Source organism: Bradyrhizobium sp. STM 3561 (assembly GCF_045571455.1).
GTDB classification, from domain to species: domain Bacteria; phylum Pseudomonadota; class Alphaproteobacteria; order Rhizobiales; family Xanthobacteraceae; genus Bradyrhizobium; species Bradyrhizobium vignae.
In genome coordinates, this window is record NZ_CP120695.1 from 8110059 (window position 1) to 8127107 (window position 17049).

Genomic DNA, 17049 nt, shown 5'->3' on the forward strand with positions numbered 1-17049 from the left:
AAGTCATGAGCTTTGATCTGCATCGTCCAGCCAGCGTCACCGAAGCTATCGACCTTGCTCAACGGTTTGCGCCCACGGCACGCTATGTTGCCGGCGGAACCGATACAGTCATCCAGATCAATCGGAAGAAGATCGATCCGGTCCATCTGATCGATGTCGCGTGCCTGCCCGGCATGAGCGAAATCACCGAGACTGCCGACGCGTTCACTCTTGGGGCGCTGACGAGGTACCGCGCGATCGAAACGCATCCTGCGTTTCGGGTTAACCTGCGGGCGCTGCAAGAGGCCGCCAGCGTGGTCGGTGGCCATCAGGTACGAAACATCGCGACCATCGGCGGCAACATCGTCAATGCGTCGCCTGCCGCCGATTTTGTGCCGCCGCTGCTCGCGCTCGATGCCAGTGTCGACATGGCAGGTCCCAATGGACAACGCTCTTCCCCGTTGCTCAACTTCATCGTCGGTCCGGGAAAGACAGCTCTCTTGCCCGCCGAGATCGTGACCAATATCCGGTTTGCCAAGCTTCCAGCCAGATCCGCAACCGCCTTCCTGAAGGAAGGTCGCCGGCGCGCCATGGAAATATCGGTGGTTTGTGTTGCTGCTTGTTTGACGCTGGAGGCTTCCACCTCGCGCTGCGCTTCCGTGCGCCTCGCCATCGGGGCCGCAAGTCCAAAGGCATTCCGTCCCGAACAGGCGGAGAGCTATCTCCTTGGCCAGTCCGCCAGCAAGGAAAATTTTGCGGAGGCAGGCAGGCTCGCTGCGGAGGCGTCCAGTCCGATCTCCGATGTCCGCGCCTCGGCCGGCTACCGCCGTGCCCTTGTCGCGGTGATGGTCGAGCGCGCGCTTGAGACGTGTTTGCAACGAATTCGGGAACAGGATCAATGAACCGGAAAATTCTCAATATCGTTGTCAATGGCGAGAGCCATCAGCTGCTCATCGAGCCCCATTGGACGCTGCTGCAGGTCCTGCGCAACGAGATCGGCATGATGGGCACCAAGGAGAACTGCCTGGAAGCAGAGTGCGGCGTCTGCACGGTGCTGCTTGATGGAGGGGCCGTCAATTCCTGCATCCTGCTTGCGGGCCAGGCTGAGGGATGCTCGATCACCACGATCGAGGGGATCGGCGATCCCGAGAATCTGCATCCCCTTCAGGAAGCGTTCATCGAATGCGGCGCCGTTCAGTGCGGCTACTGCATCCCGGGAATGATCCTGACGGCAAAGTCATTCCTGGACGAACATCCGGGCTGCCGCCCCTCGCGCGAGGAGATCAGGGAAGCCATCGCAGGAACCCTGTGCCGCTGCACCGGCTATCGCAAGATCATCGATGCCGTGGAAACCGCGGCAGACCGCATCGCACTTTCGGGAGCCAAGCAATGAACGCTCAAACCCATCGCGTTGCCGGTCACCGCCTGCCCCGGCGGGATGGCGTCGGCAAAGTTACCGGAAAGCACGTTTATGCTGCGGATTTCAAGCTGCCCGGTATGCTCTACGGCAAGATCCTACGCAGTGCTCGCGCGCACGCTCTGATCAAGAACATCGACGTCTCTCGCGCGGCTGCGATCGCCGGCGTGCGCGGGATCATCACCGCCGCTGATATCCCGCAGGTCCGCTATGGAACTGCGGTGCGCGACACGACCGTGTTCGCAACCGATCGTGTCCTGTTCATGGGACATGCAGTCGCCGCGGTCGCTGCCACCTCCTCCGAGATCGCCGAGCGCGCGATTGAAGCCATCAAGGTTGAATACCAGGATCTGCCGGCACTGTACGATCCGGAGGAGGCGCTCACAAGCGATATCCGCATCCATCCTGATTGGGAAACCTACAAGGCGCTTCCGATCATTTCGCGCAAGGACAACATCGCAGGCCAAGCCCGTATTCACGTCGGCGATGTCGAGGCAGCCTTCGCAAAAGCTCATAAGATCTACGAGCATCGTTTCACGACCTCGCTGCAGCATCCAGGCTACACCGAGCCGCGCGTTGCGACCGCGGATTGGGACGCGAACGGAATCGTGACGGTCTGGTGCAACACCCAATTGCCGTTCGACACGCAAACGACACTCGCCGAAATTCTCGATTTGCCGGCCGCGCGCGTGCGCGTGACCGTGCCAGGAATTGGTGGTGGCTTCGGCGGCAAGCTGAGGATTGGTGTCGAGCACTTCGCAGCTCTCTTAGCGCGCAAGACCGCCCGCCCGGTCAAGGTGATGTCGACGAGTGAAGAGGAGCTCACAGCCGCGCTTCCGCGTCAGGCCTCCGTCGTTCTGCTCAAAACTGCCGTCGACAAGGAAGGGCATCTTCTTGCCCGAAGCGGGCGCGTCATCGTGGATTGTGGCGCTTATGCAGGCTCAGGTCCCGGCACGGCTGCAATCGCACTTCAGGTCATGGCCGGTCCCTATAAGACCGGAGCGCTCGCGTTCGAAAGCATCGCTGTCTACACGAACAAAGTCCATTCGGGCTCCTTCCGTGCTCCGGCGGGGCCGATGGCGAATTTCGCGATGGAAAGCCAGATCGACATGATCGCAAAGGATCTCGGCCTGGATCCTCTCGAAATGCGCCTGCGCAACGTCGTCAAGGAGGGGGATCCCGGTCCTTCGGGCGAGACGCACACCTCCGTGAGCATCGAGGAATGTCTGCGCAAGGCAGCCGATGCGATCGGCTGGCACGATCGTAATCCCGAGCCAGGACGCGGCAAGGGGATCGCCTGCAGCTGGTGGATGACGACGGGTGGCTCGTCTGGGGTCTATGTCAAAATCAATCCCGATGGGAGTGCGACGCTCGTCAGCGGCGCCGTCGAAATCGGCACCGGCGCGATCACGGGAGCTGCTCAAGTGCTGGCCGAGGAGCTGTCTCTCGACTTGACGGACATCAACGTCACCGGGGTGGACACTCAGGCCGCGCCGTTCGACTACGGCGCTCAAGGCAGCCGCACGACCTTCTCTGTCGGCAACGCGTGCCTTGCGGCGGCTAAAGAGCTGCGACGGCAGATGTTCGAGCTCGCAGCCAAGCAGCTAGAAGCACCGATTGAGAACATGAAGCTGCAGGACAAGCACGTGGTCGCAGGCAACAAGTCCATTTCGATCGCGGAGCTGGCCCGCATCTCGCGTTTGGCCGGCGGTGGCCTTATCGCGCATGGCACGGCCATTTCGCCGGCGCCACCCTATGATCCGGCACGCGTCAAGAACCATCCGCTCCCCGTCTGGAATACGCCGAGCTACCATGCCCACGCCGTCGATCTTTCAGTCGATCAAGCCACGGGCAAGGTTACGATCAATCGTTATGTCGTGGCCCAGGACGTCGGATATGCGATCAATCCGACCTATATCGAGGGCCAGATCGAGGGTGGCGTGGCGCAAGGTATAGGCCAGGCGCTGTCGGAAGAGATCGTCTATCAGGATGGCCGCGTCATGAATGCGAACCTGACCGATTACAAGATGCCGACGGCGATGGATGTCCCGGAGATCGAGAGCATTATCGTCGAATGCCGCTCCGCTGCCGGTCCTTACGGTGCCAAGGGCGTCGGCGAGCCACCGTGCATCGAGCCACCGGCTGCTATCGGCAATGCGATCGCGGCGGCGACCGGCTGCTGGCCGAACTCGCTGCCGATGACCGCTGAAAAAATTGCCGCCGCAATGCGAGCCCGGCACCCATGATCCGCGTCGAGGTCAATATGCATGGAAATCTCCGCCGGTTCTTGCCCGGCGGAGTTGGATCCATTCAGCTTGACCTCCCCGACGGAGCGACGATTCTCAACGTGATCGGCTCCTTGAGCGCCGAGCATGAGGTCTGGCTGGCTTCGATCGGTGACATGGTCGTACCGCTATCGGCCGAAGTCAAAGACGGAGCTGAACTTAATTTCTTTCCCTATCTTGAAGGCGGCTAGCATGAACTCCTTTGGTCGGGCAGGAACGGAGAATTGTTGACCCCCCACCGAGCCGTCTTTGAATTATTTCGTTCACGTGAAGTGGCGGTGTACGACTGACCTGTTGAGTGTTCGGCCTGGTGTAAATACCGTCCGACATGGCTCAAGCCAAGCAGAGTGTTCACCGTCAGACGTCATGCCGCAAGCAAAGGAGTGTAAGCCAAATGTCGAACGCGCCCCTTCCGACTTTGTCAATCGTCGGCGGCACTGGAGATCTCGGATCCGGCCTTGCCCGCAGCTGGAGTCGCGCCGGATACTCCGTCATTCTTGGATCGCGCTCGATTGAGCGTGCTCAAGATGCAGTCGCGCTCTTAAAATCCGACGGGTTCGCCAATGTGAGTGGCGACACCAACGTTGCCGCCGCGGCAAAGAGCGATATTGTCGTCGTTGCCGTGCCTTTCGCCAGCTATGAGACAAGCTTGGCCGAGATCAAGGACGCGGCCAAGGGCAAGATCGTTGTCACCGCGGTCGTGCCGCTCGTGCCGCCGAAGGTCTCCGTTGTTCAACTCCCGAGCGCCGGGTCGGCCGCGCTGATCGCTCAGTCGCAGCTTGATCCGAGCTCGCGGGTGGTCGGGGCGTTTCACAATGTTGGCTCACAGAAGCTCCATGACGGAGGCAAGGCGGACTGCGACGTCCTCGTGTTCAGCGATGATCCTGAGGCCCGCAAGGAGGTGATGCTGCTGGCGGATGCGGTGAGCAATCGCGGGATCGATGGCGGTGCGCTCGCGAACTCGGCCGCAGCCGAGGCTCTTACCTCCGTCCTGATCGCGATCAACCGCAAATACAAAGTGAAGGGTGCCGGCATCACGATTTCCGGCCTGACGTGAATGGAAAACCTCCCGGGCGTTCGCAACGATGCTCACAGCCCTCGATCCTCTGGACCGTAAAATCCTAAGCGAGCTCATTCGGGATGCCCGAATAAGTCAGCTGGCGTTGGCCGAACGGGTCGGCCTCTCGGCAACGTCTTGCGCAAGGCGCGTGCTGCAAATGGAGAAAGCCGGGGTCATTAAAGGCTACTCAGCCGAGATCGATGCAAACTCGCTTGGGTTTCCTCTGACCGTGATCGTCCACATCACGCTCGACCGCCAAAGCGAGGACGCGCTCAGGGTTTTCGAGGCCGAAATTCAGAAATGCCCCGACGTTGTCGCCTGCCATTTGATGTCCGGTACGGACGATTATCGGCTTTCGGTGCTGGCGCGCGACATGGAGGATTACGAACGCATTCATAAACAGCATCTCTCACGCCTGCCAGGCGTGGCAAGACTGCAATCGAGCTTCGCAATGCGCACTGTCGTAAAGCGGTCAATTTCTCCGGCTGCGCTCCATGGCTAGCGTTGCCGGTTGCGAAGCGGGGTCCGGAATAAGGCAGGACGTGGCGCTCGTCAGCACGCCTACAGGATCCCAACGAAGACTTATCCAGGAGGTATGCCAGCTAGTCTGCTTAAGGAGAAGCGTTAGGATACCGAACTGATTTCGGGTACGGCTCTAGATCGTATTCGAGGAGAGATGCCCACGCGCCAGAGACAACAAGACATAGGGCAGCGGCCAAGGAGGAAGAAGTTGCGATGACGAGGAGCATCACTTACACCGCGCTCCCCGGGATTCCTCTGGTGGGACCGGGCGACGATCTGGTTGACGTCATCGTGGATGGCGTGAGGGCCGGAGGGATCGCCGTCGCATCCGGCGATATTTTTGTCATTGCGCAAAAGATCGTGTCGAAGGCGGAAAACAGGTACGTCTATCTCGATGATGTGAGCCCTTCCGACCGCGCTCTGGAGCTTGCAGAAACGGTCGGCAAGGATCCGCGGCACATCGAGGTGGTGCTCTCAGAATCGACCGAGGTTCTTCGCGCAAGACAGAATATAATCATCGTCGCTCACCGTCTCGGCTTCGTGATGGCGAACGCCGGCATAGATGAATCCAATATCGAGCAGGATCGCGGCCATCGCGTGTTGTTGCTGCCCGAAGATCCAGATACCAGTTGCCAGCGCCTCAAGACTGGCCTCGATCGACAATTCGGTGTCGATGTCGGCGTCATTATAAACGACAGCTTCGGCCGCCCGTGGCGCAACGGCGTCGTTGGCGTGGCGCTCGGAAGTGCTGGAATTCCTGCCCTTCAGAGCATGATCGGCAAGCCCGATCTGTTCGGGCGGCCCATGCAGGTGACAGAGATCGCGCTAGCGGATGAGCTGGCAGCCGCCGCCTCGCTCTTGATGGGACAGGCAGCCGAAGGACAGCCCGTCATCCATGTCCGTGGATTCTCCTCTCGCGCGCCAATCAATTCGGCGTCCGCGCTCATGCGTGCGAAAGAACGGGATATGTTCAGATGAACGGGCGGTCACAGTATTTGTCGGGACAAGGACGTGTTGTGGCGCTCTGCGGCGGCGTCGGAGGAGCAAAGCTCGCTGTTGGATTACAGCACGTTCTCGGAGAACGATTGAGCGTGGTCGTCAATGTGGCCGACGATTTCGAGCATCTCGGACTCCATATCTCGCCGGACCTGGACACAGTCCTTTATACGCTCGCAGGTCTCAGCGACCCGGTGCGCGGTTGGGGTCGATCTGATGAGACCTGGAATTTCATGGAGGCTTTGAAGCAGATCGGCGGCGAGACCTGGTTCTTGCTCGGCGATCGCGATATGGCCATGCATATCGAGCGGACCCGCCGTCGCCTAAGCGGCGAAAGTCTCACAATCATTACGAGCGACTTTGCACGCCGGCTCGGTATTTCTTCAGCTGTGCTGCCCGTCACCAACGACAGGCTTTCCACCATCGTCGACACCACGGAAGGCGAGCTCGAATTCCAGCGCTATTTCGTCGAACGTCGGTGCGAACCGCTTGTCAAGCAGATCCGGTTCAGGTGGGCCCAAAGCGCTCGCCTGAGCGAGCAGGTGCTTGCGTTATTTGACGCCGAGGATCTTCGTCTCATCATCATATGTCCTTCCAATCCCTATCTCAGCATCGATCCGATCTTGGCTGTTCCGGGAATGGCTGAACAACTGCGTGCGACCAGCGTTCCCGTTGTGGCCATTTCGCCAATTATCGGTGGTCAGGCAATCAAAGGGCCCACGCGCAAGATCATGGACGAACTCGGCCTCGAACCGTCAAATGCAGAGATTTCCAGACATTATGCCGGGCTGCTCGATGGCCTCGTTATAGATACCGCCGATGCGGCAGGGGCGGACGACCTGGGGATCGATGTACACCCGGTACCTACGCTCATGACAGACATGCAGTCGAAGATCACGCTCGCCGAGCATGCGCTTGCCTTCGGCGACAGCCTTCGCGCAAGGCACGAGCGGGGGCCCAGGCCACTTCGAAGGGAGACGCATGATGACGACACGTGATGCATGGGTAGTCATCCCGGCAAAATCGTTCTCGCGCGCGAAGCAGCGGCTCTCTCCATTGCTGACGTCATCCGAGCGCATCCTGTTGGCCCGGTCGATGCTGGCCGACGTTCTGAGTGCGGCATGCGGGGTGATAAAATTGAACCATGTCGCCGTGGTAACCAATGCGGAGGATGTCGCTCAAGAGGCGGCTCGTCTGGGGACTGTCGTGATTGATGACGGCGGTGCGGACGGAACCAACTCTGCAGTGGTGGCCGGACTCGCTGACATCGAAAACCGTGGAGGCGAACTCATCCTTGTTCTGCCCAGCGATGTGCCGGCAATCTTGAGCGAGGACGTTTCGACGCTCCTCCAAGCCGCGCAAGGCAACGCCGCAGTGATCGTGCCGGCACCGCGCGATGGCGGCACCAACGCGGTTGCATTCACCTTGGCGCGGCCGTTGCAGCCGTGTTTCGGCCCCGATAGCTTCGCCCGCCACATCGCCGCAGCCGATCGGCTCGGCATTGAACCTATCGTGTGGCGGAATGCAAGAATTGGGCTGGATCTCGATGCTCCCGCCGATCTCTTTGATTTTCTTGACCTGAACACGTCCACAGCCACCGATCGTTATTTGCGTTCGATTGATCTGGGCCAAAGGCGGCTGGGCATGGGAGCCGGAAAGACGGGGCGCGCAAGCGTCGATGCGGCGGCCGAACTGAGCTCGGGGTTGGTTGCTCAAAATGGAGAGACCTCCGCCGTTTTTCGCGGAGCGTGAGGAGTTCTGAGAATGGTGGATCGGATGCTTCTGGAATCGTTAAGGCGAAGCGACATTTCCGCTTCGGAGGCCCTGTCTCTCGTCAGCGACGTGTCCCTTCCCGATCTCATGCGGATGGCGGCGTCAAAGCGGGATGAGGCTCACGGCAGAAAGATCTCCTACTCGCGAAAAGTCTTCATTCCGCTGACCCAGTTATGCCGTGATGTCTGCCACTACTGCACATTCGCCCATCCGCCCCAAAAAGGACAGCGTGCCTACCTCAGCATCGATGAGGTGCTGGCGATCGCGCGTGCCGGTCGTGAGGCCGGCTGCAAGGAGGCGCTATTTACGCTGGGCGACAAGCCTGAGCTGCGCTACCGCCAGGCCGAGCGAGAGCTGCACGAGATGGGCTTTGTATCGACGCTGGCGTACCTCCAGGAAGCCGCGCGCGTGGTTTTCCGCGAGACCGGCTTGTTGCCGCACCTCAATCCAGGTTTGATGGAGGCCGACGATATCGCAGCCTTGCGCAAGGTCTCCATCTCGCAAGGGATCATGCTCGAGAGCGCATCGGCACGGCTGTGCGAGCCCGGGGGGCCACATTTCGGCTCTCCTGACAAGGAGCCCACAAGTCGGCTGCGAACAATTGAACTCGCAGGCCAGCTCTCGGTCCCGTTCACGAGCGGATTGCTGATCGGCATCGGCGAGACGCCGCTTGAGCGCATCTCCTCGCTGCTTGCATTGCGCAATCTCGACGAACGCTACGGGCACATTCAGGAAGTCATTATCCAGAACTTCAGGCCGAAGCCGGAAACCCGCATGAGGGACGCGCCGGCGCCGACTATGGAAGAGCATCTGTGGACCCTTGCGCTCACGCGATTGCTGTTCCGACCCGACATGAACATCCAGGCGCCCCCCAATCTCAGCCCGGGCGTACTGCACATGATCCTGGCCGCTGGCATTAATGATTGGGGCGGCGTATCCCCGGTTACACCGGACCACGTCAATCCGGAGGCGCCTTGGCCGCATGTGACACGCCTGTCCGAGGCCACCGCTGAATGCGGCAAGACGCTCGTCGAACGCCTCGCAGTTTACCCGGCCTATGCGCGTCAATATGCTCGCTGGACTGACGCGTCCCTGCAGAAAAACCTGCTCGGTCTTGTCGACGGAAACGGCTGGCCGCGTTTGGACGAATGGTGCCCTGGAGCGAGGTGCGATCCGCCTGCCGGCGAGCTCGCGATGCTGCGTGAAGATGCCAGCTCGCCCGCCGTCTCAACCGGCAGTTTTCGGGGAATTGTCGCAAAGGCTCATTCTGGGGCACGACTCGACGAGGCAGAGATCGTGTCGCTGTTCGAGGCCGAGGGTCGCGATTTCACGACCGTGTGCCGCGCTGCTGACGAGCTGCGCCGCTCCGTCAATGGGGATTCCGTTAGTTATGTCGTCAACCGCAACATCAACTACACCAATATCTGCTACTTCAGGTGTCAGTTCTGCGCTTTCTCGAAAGGAAAGCTCGCCGAGAACTTGCGCGGGCGGCCGTACGATATCTCCATGGATGAGATCGGGCGGCGCGCGTGCGAAGCCTGGGAGCGCGGAGCGACCGAAGTCTGCATGCAGGGCGGCATCCATCCCGCCTACACCGGCGCCAAGTATCTTGAGATTTGTCGGACCGTAAAGCAGTTCACCCCCGAAATGCATATCCATGCTTTCTCGCCCCTCGAGGTGTTTCAGGGGGCCAAGACGCTCGGAATTTCAGTTGATGAGTTTCTGCGCGAGTTGAAGGACGCTGGTCTTAGTACATTGCCCGGGACGGCTGCAGAAATCCTGGACGACGAGGTTCGCGCAATCCTATGTCCCGACAAGATCAACACCGCGCAATGGCTGCAGGTCATGGCAGCGGCCCATAGAGCGGGATTGCGCAGCACCGCGACGATCATGTTCGGTCATGTCGACCGTTACGAGCATTGGGCAAAGCATCTGTTGCGTATCCGGGATCTTCAGACCGAGACCGGTGGCTTCACTGAATTTGTCCCATTGCCGTTCGTGCACATGGAAGCCCCGATCTACTTGAAAGGGCGCTCGCGCAAGGGGCCGACCTTCCGCGAAGTCGTTCTCATGCATGCGATCGGACGTCTCGTCTTCCACTCGAAAATCTCCAACATCCAGACCTCTTGGGTGAAGCTCGGCGAAAAAGGCGTTCGCGCCTGCCTTGAGGCTGGTGTGAACGATCTCGGCGGCACGCTGATGGACGAAACGATCTCGCGTTCAGCCGGCGCCCAACATGGCCACGAGATGGCTCCAAAACAAATGGAAGAGCTCATCCGGGCCATGGCACGCCTGCCGCGCCAACGTACGACGCTCTATGGCGAAGTTGCTGATGATCGTTATCTCGCCTCGCTGAACCCTCCGCCGCTCACTCCGATTGTTACGGGACTGGACAACCATCGCGATGGAGGAGACATCCCTCGGCCCCGCGCTCTTGAAATGACTTAGCCGGAGCGCGTCGCGCGCGAGCCTCAGACGATGCCGGTGCGTGTGGGGCCGGTCTTGACGCATCATTTGATTTGTGATCACATATCTGAAACGGAGGGTCCTTAGAGTGAGCCGCATTATCATGCCCGCAGCACGCTTTCGGCTGGGCGTTGATCGCCCAAGCAAGGTTCACTCTGCCAGCGTTTCGCGCATTTGTGAGCGGTCCCAGTGCATCCTAATCGCCCGCGACATTAGTCGATCACGAGGAACGATGGCGTCGTCCCGCTTTAGCTCTCGCGATTTTGCGTCTTCTTGGCGCGCCCTCAGCTGAGCCGCTCAGAGCTGCTGTCCAGAAGCGACTGCCGGCGGCCGAGGCTCAAGCACGAGAATCTGCCTTGGTCTTTGCACCCGAGGCCGATGAGTCGCCGATACGCGGGGGATTTCCCGGCGGCCAATTTTAGGATCACACCATCCAGGAGCATCCATGCCGACTTTAGATGAGGACCGAGCAGCCATTTTGAAAGTGCATCGCGACTGGTGGATTGCCAATCACAAGTGGGATATCCCCTTGATGCGAACCTGCTTCCCGAGTGGCACCGCGTTCTTAAATTTCAACCTTAGCGGCGATCCGTACTTCGGGCGGGAGGAACTGACCGCCTTTTGGGAGTCGTTCAAGGACAGGCCGCGATCGAAGCCTGCAGTCATGCACATCTGGCGTTTGGATGTCCATGGCGACATGGCCTACCTGCTTTGCGAGGGCAATTTCGAAGAAGCCGACAAACCGGACCAGTACCTGCGCAGCACCGAAATCTACGTGCGCAACGACGGAGAGGGGAAGCCGGAGTGGAAGATCTGGCACTTCCACTGCTCGGAGATGGCGCCCAAAGACAAGATCCGGCAGCCGTTCGGCGATAGCTATGCCAGCCGCGGCGTGGGCTATCTGCCGCCCAGCTTCGGCAAGAGCTTTTCGGTTACGGACGACCAAAGGCCGTAATCAAAGCGAGCGCCCTGCCGGGCTGGCCGCGCATCCTGCACCCGGCGGACGGACTGACCCCGCCGGGGCGAAGAACATCCAGAGAAGATTTTCCAGCTGAAGTTGCCGCCCAATGTGGCCGCCGAGAAGCGGATGGACCGTAGTGAGCGAGCGTCACTGGAAAGGAAAAGCGACACGCAATCGAGCGTCCCTTCGTTCGGAGCGTCGTCCGTGGAGGACTCATGAGGCGGCTCACTATCAAGCGACCAGTCGGTCCGATTGCGGTTTCTTACCATGGGGAAGCCGACGCGAGCAGGCCGCCAATCCTGTTCGTGCATCCCATCAATCTCAAGGGCGCGGCCTGGGCCGAGATCGTGCCGGCATTCGCCGACCGGTTCACGATTGTCCCCGACATGCGTGGATTCGGTGACTCGCCGCCGGCCGAACAGTACGACCTTGCCCGGTGGGCGCAGGACTGCATCGATGCCGTCGACCGGGCGGGCATCGATCGCTTCCACGCCATCGGCGGTTCGCTTGGTGGAGCGATTTCGGTCTATCTCGCCGCTGCCGAGCCCAAACGGGTCCTCTCGGTTGTCGCGGTAGGCAGTCAGCTCTACTCGCAAGATCCTGACAATGCGGCTGTTCTAGCCACCCTCGAGCATCACACCGTCAAGGAGATGTTTGAGCTCATCCTGCCGAAATATGCACTCGGTCCAAACGCGTCTGCCGAAGTGGTGGCCAAGACCATTGCGCTGCGTAATCCAAACGAAAAGGACGACATCCGTCGCGTGTGGAGAGCCGCCTGCGCGGCCGATATCCGGGCCCATGTGGCCAGCGTCAGTTGTCCTGTGACGGTTCTGACCGGCGAGTTCGACCTGACCTGCCCTCCCGCAGCCGGCGCAGAAATGGCAGCCGCGCTGCATGCTCCGCACGTTCTCCTGCCAGGCATTGGTCACTTGCCGATGCTGGAGGATCCGCCAGCTTTGATCGCCGCAATCAAGGCACACCTTGCGCATGCGGAGTCCAGAAGATGACATACTCGATTATCGCCCGAGACCCGATCACCGGTGAATTGGGTGTTGCCAGCCAATCGCATTATTTCGCGCTCGGGCGCGTTGTGACGTTTGCGCGAGCCGGTGTTGGCGTTGTTGCGACCCAGTCGTTCGTTAACCCAGCTTACGGGCCGAACGGGCTGGATCTCATGGCCTCCGGCGCATCGGCGGCGCCAGCGCTCACGAGCCTTCTTGCAAAGGACGAAGACCGAGAGTTGCGCCAAGTCGCCTTTCTCGATGCCGGCGGCGGCAAAGCCATGTTCACTGGCGATCGCTGCGTTCCCCACCGCGCTCAGCTCGAGGCCAGCAACGTTGTCGTGCTGGGAAATATGCTCGCCAGCGACGCTGTGGTTCCCGCCATGCTAGCAGCGTACGAGGATACTGGCGGCCCACTTCTCGACCGAATGCTCGCGGCAATGGATGCAGGTGAAGCCGCTGGAGGTGACGCCCGTGGCCGGATGTCCGCCGCGCTCCTTTTGGTGCCCGCCGCCATCACTCCAGCGCCCTGGGCTAACCGGCTCATCGATGTGCGAGTTGATGAACATCCGGAGCCGCTCGCCGAATTGCGCAGACTCGCCAAGCTCTCTCAGGCACACACGATCTTCGGCGCATCTGTCTTCACACCTGGGCTGCTCTCGGGCGAGGCAGCGACAGGTCCGCAGCTTGCAGAGGCGCTGCGCATGCTCACGGAGGCCCAGGCATTGATCGGCGCTGACCCAGAGCCAACCTTCTGGAAGGGCGTGCTGCTGATCCGCGCCGGCGAAATTGCCCCAGGGAGGAGGCTCGTTGCCGCCATCGCCGCGGCGCGACCGCAGTACCGGACCTTCGTGGATGGACTCTACGCAGTCGGCATCCTTCAGCTGTCATCGAACGAACTCCTCGGTGCGTGAAAAGCTCAACACTCTTTGCCTCTGCGAGGCGTTTTACTGGCGCTGGAGCCGGGGCCGCGACTGCCTCACCGCGCGATTCGGACTACCGAGAGGCTCGCCGATCGATGCTTGACGGAATTTTCACAATGTGATCACATATCTCAAACGTGGAGGGGACGTTGGAATCGCGCAATCTCATCGCCTTGCTGCCGTTGCCGCCCCTTGTCCGCCACTCGATGGAGGATCAGGTCTATCGGCATTTGCGACATGGTCTGATGGCCGGACGCTTTGCGCCGGGTCAGAGGCTGACGGTCCGGGGTCTTGCCGAGGTGCTGGGTTCAAGCCCGACGCCGGTACGCGAGGCGCTGCGCCGTCTGCAAGCCGAGGGCGTCTTCGAATTCAGCGGTTCGGCGCGGCTGAGCGTTGGGAGGCTATCCGAGGCACAGCTGCGGGATGTGCGCGATGCGCGCGTAGCCCTCGAGGGGCTGCTGGCCGAGCGCGCAGCTTCGCGTATGACGCGCGCCGATGATGCCGAGGTGACCCAACTCTACGGCCGGCTGCAGAGCGCCGCTGATGCAGTCGATGGCCGAACTTATCTTTGGACCAATTTCGCCTTCCACCGGCGGATCTACCAAATCGCACAGGCGTCGGCGATTCTCGGCGCCGTCGAACATTTTTGGCTGCTCGTCGGTCCGTGCTTCGTGCTCGTTGCTCTCGATGCTGCCCACCTGCAGCGTTCCATGGACGCGCACCGCCAGATACTCGATGCGCTCTTGAACCGCGATGCGCCCGCCGCACGCGCTGCAGTGACAGACGACATCATGCAGGCCGCCAATAGTCTGTCCCGCATTCTCGATAATGCGGGCAGCGAGCGCGCCGCGGCCGTTCCGAGACGGGGGCGACCGGCATGAGCGTGCTGCAGCGTCTTGTGCCTCATCCCGAGCTGCGCGTCCTGATCTCGGCCGGCGCGTCCGGCATTGGCGCCGCACTTGCCGGTGCCTTCGTCGAGGCTGGTGCGCATGTGCATATCTGCGACATCAACGACGATGCGCTTGCAACCTTCCGCAATCAACATCCGCAGGTGCTTGCCACCAAGGCCGACGTATCGGACCGCGACGCGGTCGCCGACGTTTTTCGCGCGCAGGTTGCGCGTTGGCGTGGGCTCGACGTGCTCATCAACAATGCAGGTATTGCCGGACCGACCGGCGGAATCGATGCCATTGCAGAGTCCGACTGGCGGCGAACGATCGATATCAATCTTAATGCACAGTACCGCTTAGCCCATCATGCTATCCCGATGCTTCGCCAATCTCGCTATGGGCAAATCCTCTGCATGGCCTCCGTTGCCGGCCGCCTCGGTTATGCCTGGCGTACCCCATACGCCGCAACAAAATGGGCCATCATTGGGCTCGTCAAATCGCTTGCCGCCGAGCTCGGCCCCGACGACATCCGCGTCAATGCGCTCTTGCCGGGTATCGTCGAGGGCCCGCGCATTGAGGGCGTGATCCGCGCGCGCGCCGAGCAGCTCCAGACCAGCTACGAGGCGATGCGCCAGGAATACCTCAAGAAGATCTCGCTGCGTCGCATGGTAACGGCCGAGGACGTTGCGGCCATGGCCTTATTCCTTTGCTCGCCAGGTGGACGCAACGTGACTGGCCAGGCGATCAGCATTGACGGGAATGTGGAATACCTGTGAACCGTAAGATTGGGGGGATCGCTTGCAGATCGAGATCATAGCGGATCTGAAGACGACGCTTGGCGAAGGCCCGCTTTGGGACACCGAGCAGCAGCGTCTGTACTGGATAGACAGTATCGACGGCCGCATTTTTCGTGCGACCGCAGATGGACGAGAGCTTCGCGCTTGGGATGTCGGGGCGAAAATCGGCTCGATGGCGCTTCGTCGTGACGGTACGCATGCGCTCGTCGCGCTGCAATCCGGCGTACATGATCTCGATCTGGAGAGCGGGGAGCTGAAGCTGATCGCGGCACCCGAGGCGCATTTGCCGCGCAATCGGTTGAATGACGGCAAAGTCGATCGCCGCGGGCGTTTCGTCTTCGGTTCCATGGATACGCTGGAGGATGAGGCCTCCGGCCGCCTTTATCGGCTCGATCCCGATCTCTCGCTGCACGTCCTGGACGAGAAGATCATCGTGTCCAATGGCCCGTGCTGGAGCCCGGACGACCGGACCTTCTATTTCGCTGACACCTGGACTGGGGAAATCTGGGCCTACGACTATGACATCGAGACCGGCGCTGCCACCAAGCGGCGCCGTTTCGCGCCAGTTGATCGCTCAAACGGCGGTGCTGCCGATGGCGCCACGGTCGATGCAGAAGGATTTCTTTGGCAAGCGCTCGTCTATGATGGAAAGCTCGTGCGCTACGCGCCCGACGGTAGCGTTGAGCGCGTTATCGAGATGCCGGTGCGCAAGGTCACGAGCGTGATGTTCGGTGGTCCCGACCTCGACATTCTCTACGTGACCTCCATGGCGAAGCCGCCCTTGCCGCGATTTCCCGATGACGGACCGCAGCGCGGGGCCCTATTTGCAATCAAAGGGCTTGGCGTCCAGGGCATTCCGGAGCCGCGGTTCGCCAGCTGACCTGCGAAAAGCTGCTTCATCAATCAGCGGCGAGGACATCCATCGTGCGCAAGCGCGGTGGCACTCCTGATCCTGGCGGCTGTCCTGCCATCAAAGCCGAAAATGCCGCGGCCGCCGCTTACCATCACCGCTTTACTCTGGAGGTTTCACATGGCCAGGACTGGCAAGGTCATTCTCACATCTGCCCTGACCGGCGCGATCCACACGCCCTCAATGTCCGCGCACCTCCCGGTGACACCGGAGGAGATCATCGAAGAGGGCGTGCGAGCTGCGGAAGCGGGAGCTGCGATTCTGCATGTGCATGCACGCGACCCGAAAACCGGTCAGCCGGACCAATCGGTCGAAGGATTTGCGAAGATTCTGCCGGAGTTGAGCCGCAGGTCGGGGGCCGTGATCAACATTACGACCGGTGGCAGCCCATTCATGACAGTTGCCGAACGCGTGGAGCCCGCCCGGCATTTCAGGCCCGAGCTGGCTTCCCTCAACATGGGCTCCTTCAATTTCGGCCTATTTCCCATGCTCAAGCGCTATCACGAGTTCACCCACCAGTGGGAACGCGAGCATCTGGAGTCCTCACGCAACCTCGTTTTCCGCAACACCTTCGCCGATATCGAGCAGGTCCTCACACTGTGCGCGCCCGGTGGTACACGATTTGAATTCGAGTGCTACGATGTTGGCCACCTCTATAATCTTAAGCACTTTGTCGACCGCGGGCTCGTGCGGCCGCCATTCTTCATCCAGTCCGTCTTCGGGTTGCTCGGCGGGATCGGCGCGCATCATGAGGACATCGCTACCATGCGCCGCACGGCCGAGCGGCTGTTCGGCAATGACTATGTCTGGTCGGTACTCGGCGCGGGCGCGGCGCAGATGCGCATAGGCGCGATGGCCGTAGCGATGGGCGGCCATATCCGCGTGGGACTCGAGGACAGTCTTTGGGCAGGGCCCGGTAAGCTCGCCACCTCCAGCGCGGAGCAAGTAAGGCTAGCCCGCTCGATCCTGAAAGGACTCGGCTTAGAGGCGGCAACGCCGGAGGAGGCTCGGGCCATGCTGAAGCTGAAAGGGACGAGCGATGTCGGCTTCTGACCGTCCGATCTGTGTG

At 60.9% G+C, this 17049-nt stretch carries 17 protein-coding genes; all 17 read left to right on the forward strand.

Annotated elements, in window-relative coordinates:
- Positions 1 to 5 precede the first annotated feature (5 nt).
- The 17 genes from P6U28_RS38385 (at position 6) to P6U28_RS38465 (ending at position 17033) form a co-directional block, all read left to right on the forward strand.
- Entirely contained in the window at positions 6 to 881 is an 876-nt protein-coding gene (locus P6U28_RS38385; protein WP_129146050.1) for a xanthine dehydrogenase family protein subunit M, read from the forward strand.
- Positions 878 to 1372, forward strand: coding sequence for a (2Fe-2S)-binding protein (locus P6U28_RS38390; protein WP_407121005.1), 495 nt, complete (start codon positions 878 to 880; stop codon positions 1370 to 1372). The genes P6U28_RS38385 and P6U28_RS38390 overlap by 4 nt, the downstream gene beginning before the upstream one ends.
- Positions 1369 to 3642, forward strand: coding sequence for a xanthine dehydrogenase family protein molybdopterin-binding subunit (locus P6U28_RS38395; RefSeq protein WP_407123159.1), 2274 nt, complete (start codon positions 1369 to 1371; stop codon positions 3640 to 3642). Before P6U28_RS38390 ends, P6U28_RS38395 begins: the two co-directional genes overlap by 4 nt.
- A complete protein-coding gene (locus tag P6U28_RS38400; RefSeq protein ID WP_129146053.1) occupies positions 3639 to 3872 on the forward strand; it encodes a MoaD/ThiS family protein in 234 nt (77 codons plus the stop codon). Before P6U28_RS38395 ends, P6U28_RS38400 begins: the two co-directional genes overlap by 4 nt.
- A 203-nt stretch (positions 3873 to 4075) precedes the next feature.
- Positions 4076 to 4738, forward strand: a complete 663-nt coding sequence (npdG, locus tag P6U28_RS38405) for an NADPH-dependent F420 reductase (protein ID WP_407123160.1) — start codon at positions 4076 to 4078, stop codon at positions 4736 to 4738.
- A gap of 28 nt (positions 4739 to 4766) precedes the next feature.
- A complete protein-coding gene (locus tag P6U28_RS38410) occupies positions 4767 to 5243 on the forward strand; it encodes an Lrp/AsnC family transcriptional regulator (protein ID WP_129146054.1) in 477 nt (158 codons plus the stop codon).
- A gap of 233 nt (positions 5244 to 5476) precedes the next feature.
- On the forward strand, positions 5477 to 6241 hold the full coding sequence (gene cofE, locus P6U28_RS38415) for a coenzyme F420-0:L-glutamate ligase (RefSeq protein WP_129146055.1): 765 nt from the start codon (positions 5477 to 5479) through the stop codon (positions 6239 to 6241).
- Complete coding sequence (gene cofD / locus P6U28_RS38420; RefSeq protein WP_407121008.1) at positions 6238 to 7257, forward strand: 2-phospho-L-lactate transferase; 1020 nt, start codon at positions 6238 to 6240, stop codon at positions 7255 to 7257. The genes cofE and cofD overlap by 4 nt, the downstream gene beginning before the upstream one ends.
- Positions 7241 to 8011, forward strand: a complete 771-nt coding sequence (gene cofC / locus P6U28_RS38425) for a 2-phospho-L-lactate guanylyltransferase (RefSeq protein WP_407121010.1) — start codon at positions 7241 to 7243, stop codon at positions 8009 to 8011. Before cofD ends, cofC begins: the two co-directional genes overlap by 17 nt.
- Before the next feature lie 12 nt (positions 8012 to 8023).
- Positions 8024 to 10480 carry a 5-amino-6-(D-ribitylamino)uracil--L-tyrosine 4-hydroxyphenyl transferase CofH gene (gene cofH, locus P6U28_RS38430; protein WP_407121012.1) on the forward strand — a complete coding sequence of 819 codons (2457 nt, stop codon included), beginning with the start codon at positions 8024 to 8026 and terminating at the stop codon, positions 10478 to 10480.
- A 463-nt stretch (positions 10481 to 10943) separates the two neighbouring features.
- Positions 10944 to 11453, forward strand: a complete 510-nt coding sequence (locus tag P6U28_RS38435; RefSeq protein WP_129146059.1) for a nuclear transport factor 2 family protein — start codon at positions 10944 to 10946, stop codon at positions 11451 to 11453.
- A 221-nt stretch (positions 11454 to 11674) separates the two neighbouring features.
- Positions 11675 to 12466: an alpha/beta fold hydrolase gene (locus tag P6U28_RS38440; RefSeq protein WP_407121014.1), complete on the forward strand. Its 792-nt coding sequence runs from the start codon at positions 11675 to 11677 to the stop codon at positions 12464 to 12466.
- Positions 12463 to 13374: a DUF1028 domain-containing protein gene (locus tag P6U28_RS38445; RefSeq protein WP_407121016.1), complete on the forward strand. Its 912-nt coding sequence runs from the start codon at positions 12463 to 12465 to the stop codon at positions 13372 to 13374. The genes P6U28_RS38440 and P6U28_RS38445 overlap by 4 nt, the downstream gene beginning before the upstream one ends.
- Before the next feature lie 158 nt (positions 13375 to 13532).
- A complete protein-coding gene (locus tag P6U28_RS38450) occupies positions 13533 to 14264 on the forward strand; it encodes a GntR family transcriptional regulator (protein WP_407121018.1) in 732 nt (243 codons plus the stop codon).
- Positions 14261 to 15049, forward strand: a complete 789-nt coding sequence (locus P6U28_RS38455) for an SDR family oxidoreductase (RefSeq protein ID WP_407121021.1) — start codon at positions 14261 to 14263, stop codon at positions 15047 to 15049. The genes P6U28_RS38450 and P6U28_RS38455 overlap by 4 nt, the downstream gene beginning before the upstream one ends.
- A gap of 22 nt (positions 15050 to 15071) precedes the next feature.
- The gene (locus tag P6U28_RS38460; RefSeq protein ID WP_407121023.1) at positions 15072 to 15950 is read left to right on the forward strand and encodes an SMP-30/gluconolactonase/LRE family protein; all 879 of its coding nucleotides are present in this window, start codon (positions 15072 to 15074) and stop codon (positions 15948 to 15950) included.
- A gap of 150 nt (positions 15951 to 16100) precedes the next feature.
- A complete protein-coding gene (locus tag P6U28_RS38465) occupies positions 16101 to 17033 on the forward strand; it encodes a 3-keto-5-aminohexanoate cleavage protein (RefSeq protein WP_407121025.1) in 933 nt (310 codons plus the stop codon).
- The last annotated feature ends 16 nt before the right edge of the window (positions 17034 to 17049 follow it).

What these genes read in the sequence shown, in the direction of transcription:
- npdG (WP_407123160.1), top strand. Translation starts at nt 4,076, where the DNA reads ATGTCGAACGCGCCCCTTCCGACTTTGTCAATCGTCGGCGGCACTGGA.
- cofC (WP_407121010.1), top strand. Translation starts at nt 7,241, where the DNA reads ATGATGACGACACGTGATGCATGGGTAGTCATCCCGGCAAAATCGTTC.
- P6U28_RS38465 (WP_407121025.1), top strand. Translation starts at nt 16,101, where the DNA reads ATGGCCAGGACTGGCAAGGTCATTCTCACATCTGCCCTGACCGGCGCG.
- P6U28_RS38445 (WP_407121016.1), top strand. Translation starts at nt 12,463, where the DNA reads ATGACATACTCGATTATCGCCCGAGACCCGATCACCGGTGAATTGGGT.
- cofD (WP_407121008.1), top strand. Translation starts at nt 6,238, where the DNA reads ATGAACGGGCGGTCACAGTATTTGTCGGGACAAGGACGTGTTGTGGCG.
- P6U28_RS38400 (WP_129146053.1), top strand. Translation starts at nt 3,639, where the DNA reads ATGATCCGCGTCGAGGTCAATATGCATGGAAATCTCCGCCGGTTCTTG.
- P6U28_RS38435 (WP_129146059.1), top strand. Translation starts at nt 10,944, where the DNA reads ATGCCGACTTTAGATGAGGACCGAGCAGCCATTTTGAAAGTGCATCGC.
- P6U28_RS38410 (WP_129146054.1), top strand. Translation starts at nt 4,767, where the DNA reads ATGCTCACAGCCCTCGATCCTCTGGACCGTAAAATCCTAAGCGAGCTC.
- P6U28_RS38395 (WP_407123159.1), top strand. Translation starts at nt 1,369, where the DNA reads ATGAACGCTCAAACCCATCGCGTTGCCGGTCACCGCCTGCCCCGGCGG.
- P6U28_RS38440 (WP_407121014.1), top strand. Translation starts at nt 11,675, where the DNA reads ATGAGGCGGCTCACTATCAAGCGACCAGTCGGTCCGATTGCGGTTTCT.
- P6U28_RS38390 (WP_407121005.1), top strand. Translation starts at nt 878, where the DNA reads ATGAACCGGAAAATTCTCAATATCGTTGTCAATGGCGAGAGCCATCAG.
- cofE (WP_129146055.1), top strand. Translation starts at nt 5,477, where the DNA reads ATGACGAGGAGCATCACTTACACCGCGCTCCCCGGGATTCCTCTGGTG.
- P6U28_RS38455 (WP_407121021.1), top strand. Translation starts at nt 14,261, where the DNA reads ATGAGCGTGCTGCAGCGTCTTGTGCCTCATCCCGAGCTGCGCGTCCTG.
- P6U28_RS38385 (WP_129146050.1), top strand. Translation starts at nt 6, where the DNA reads ATGAGCTTTGATCTGCATCGTCCAGCCAGCGTCACCGAAGCTATCGAC.
- cofH (WP_407121012.1), top strand. Translation starts at nt 8,024, where the DNA reads ATGGTGGATCGGATGCTTCTGGAATCGTTAAGGCGAAGCGACATTTCC.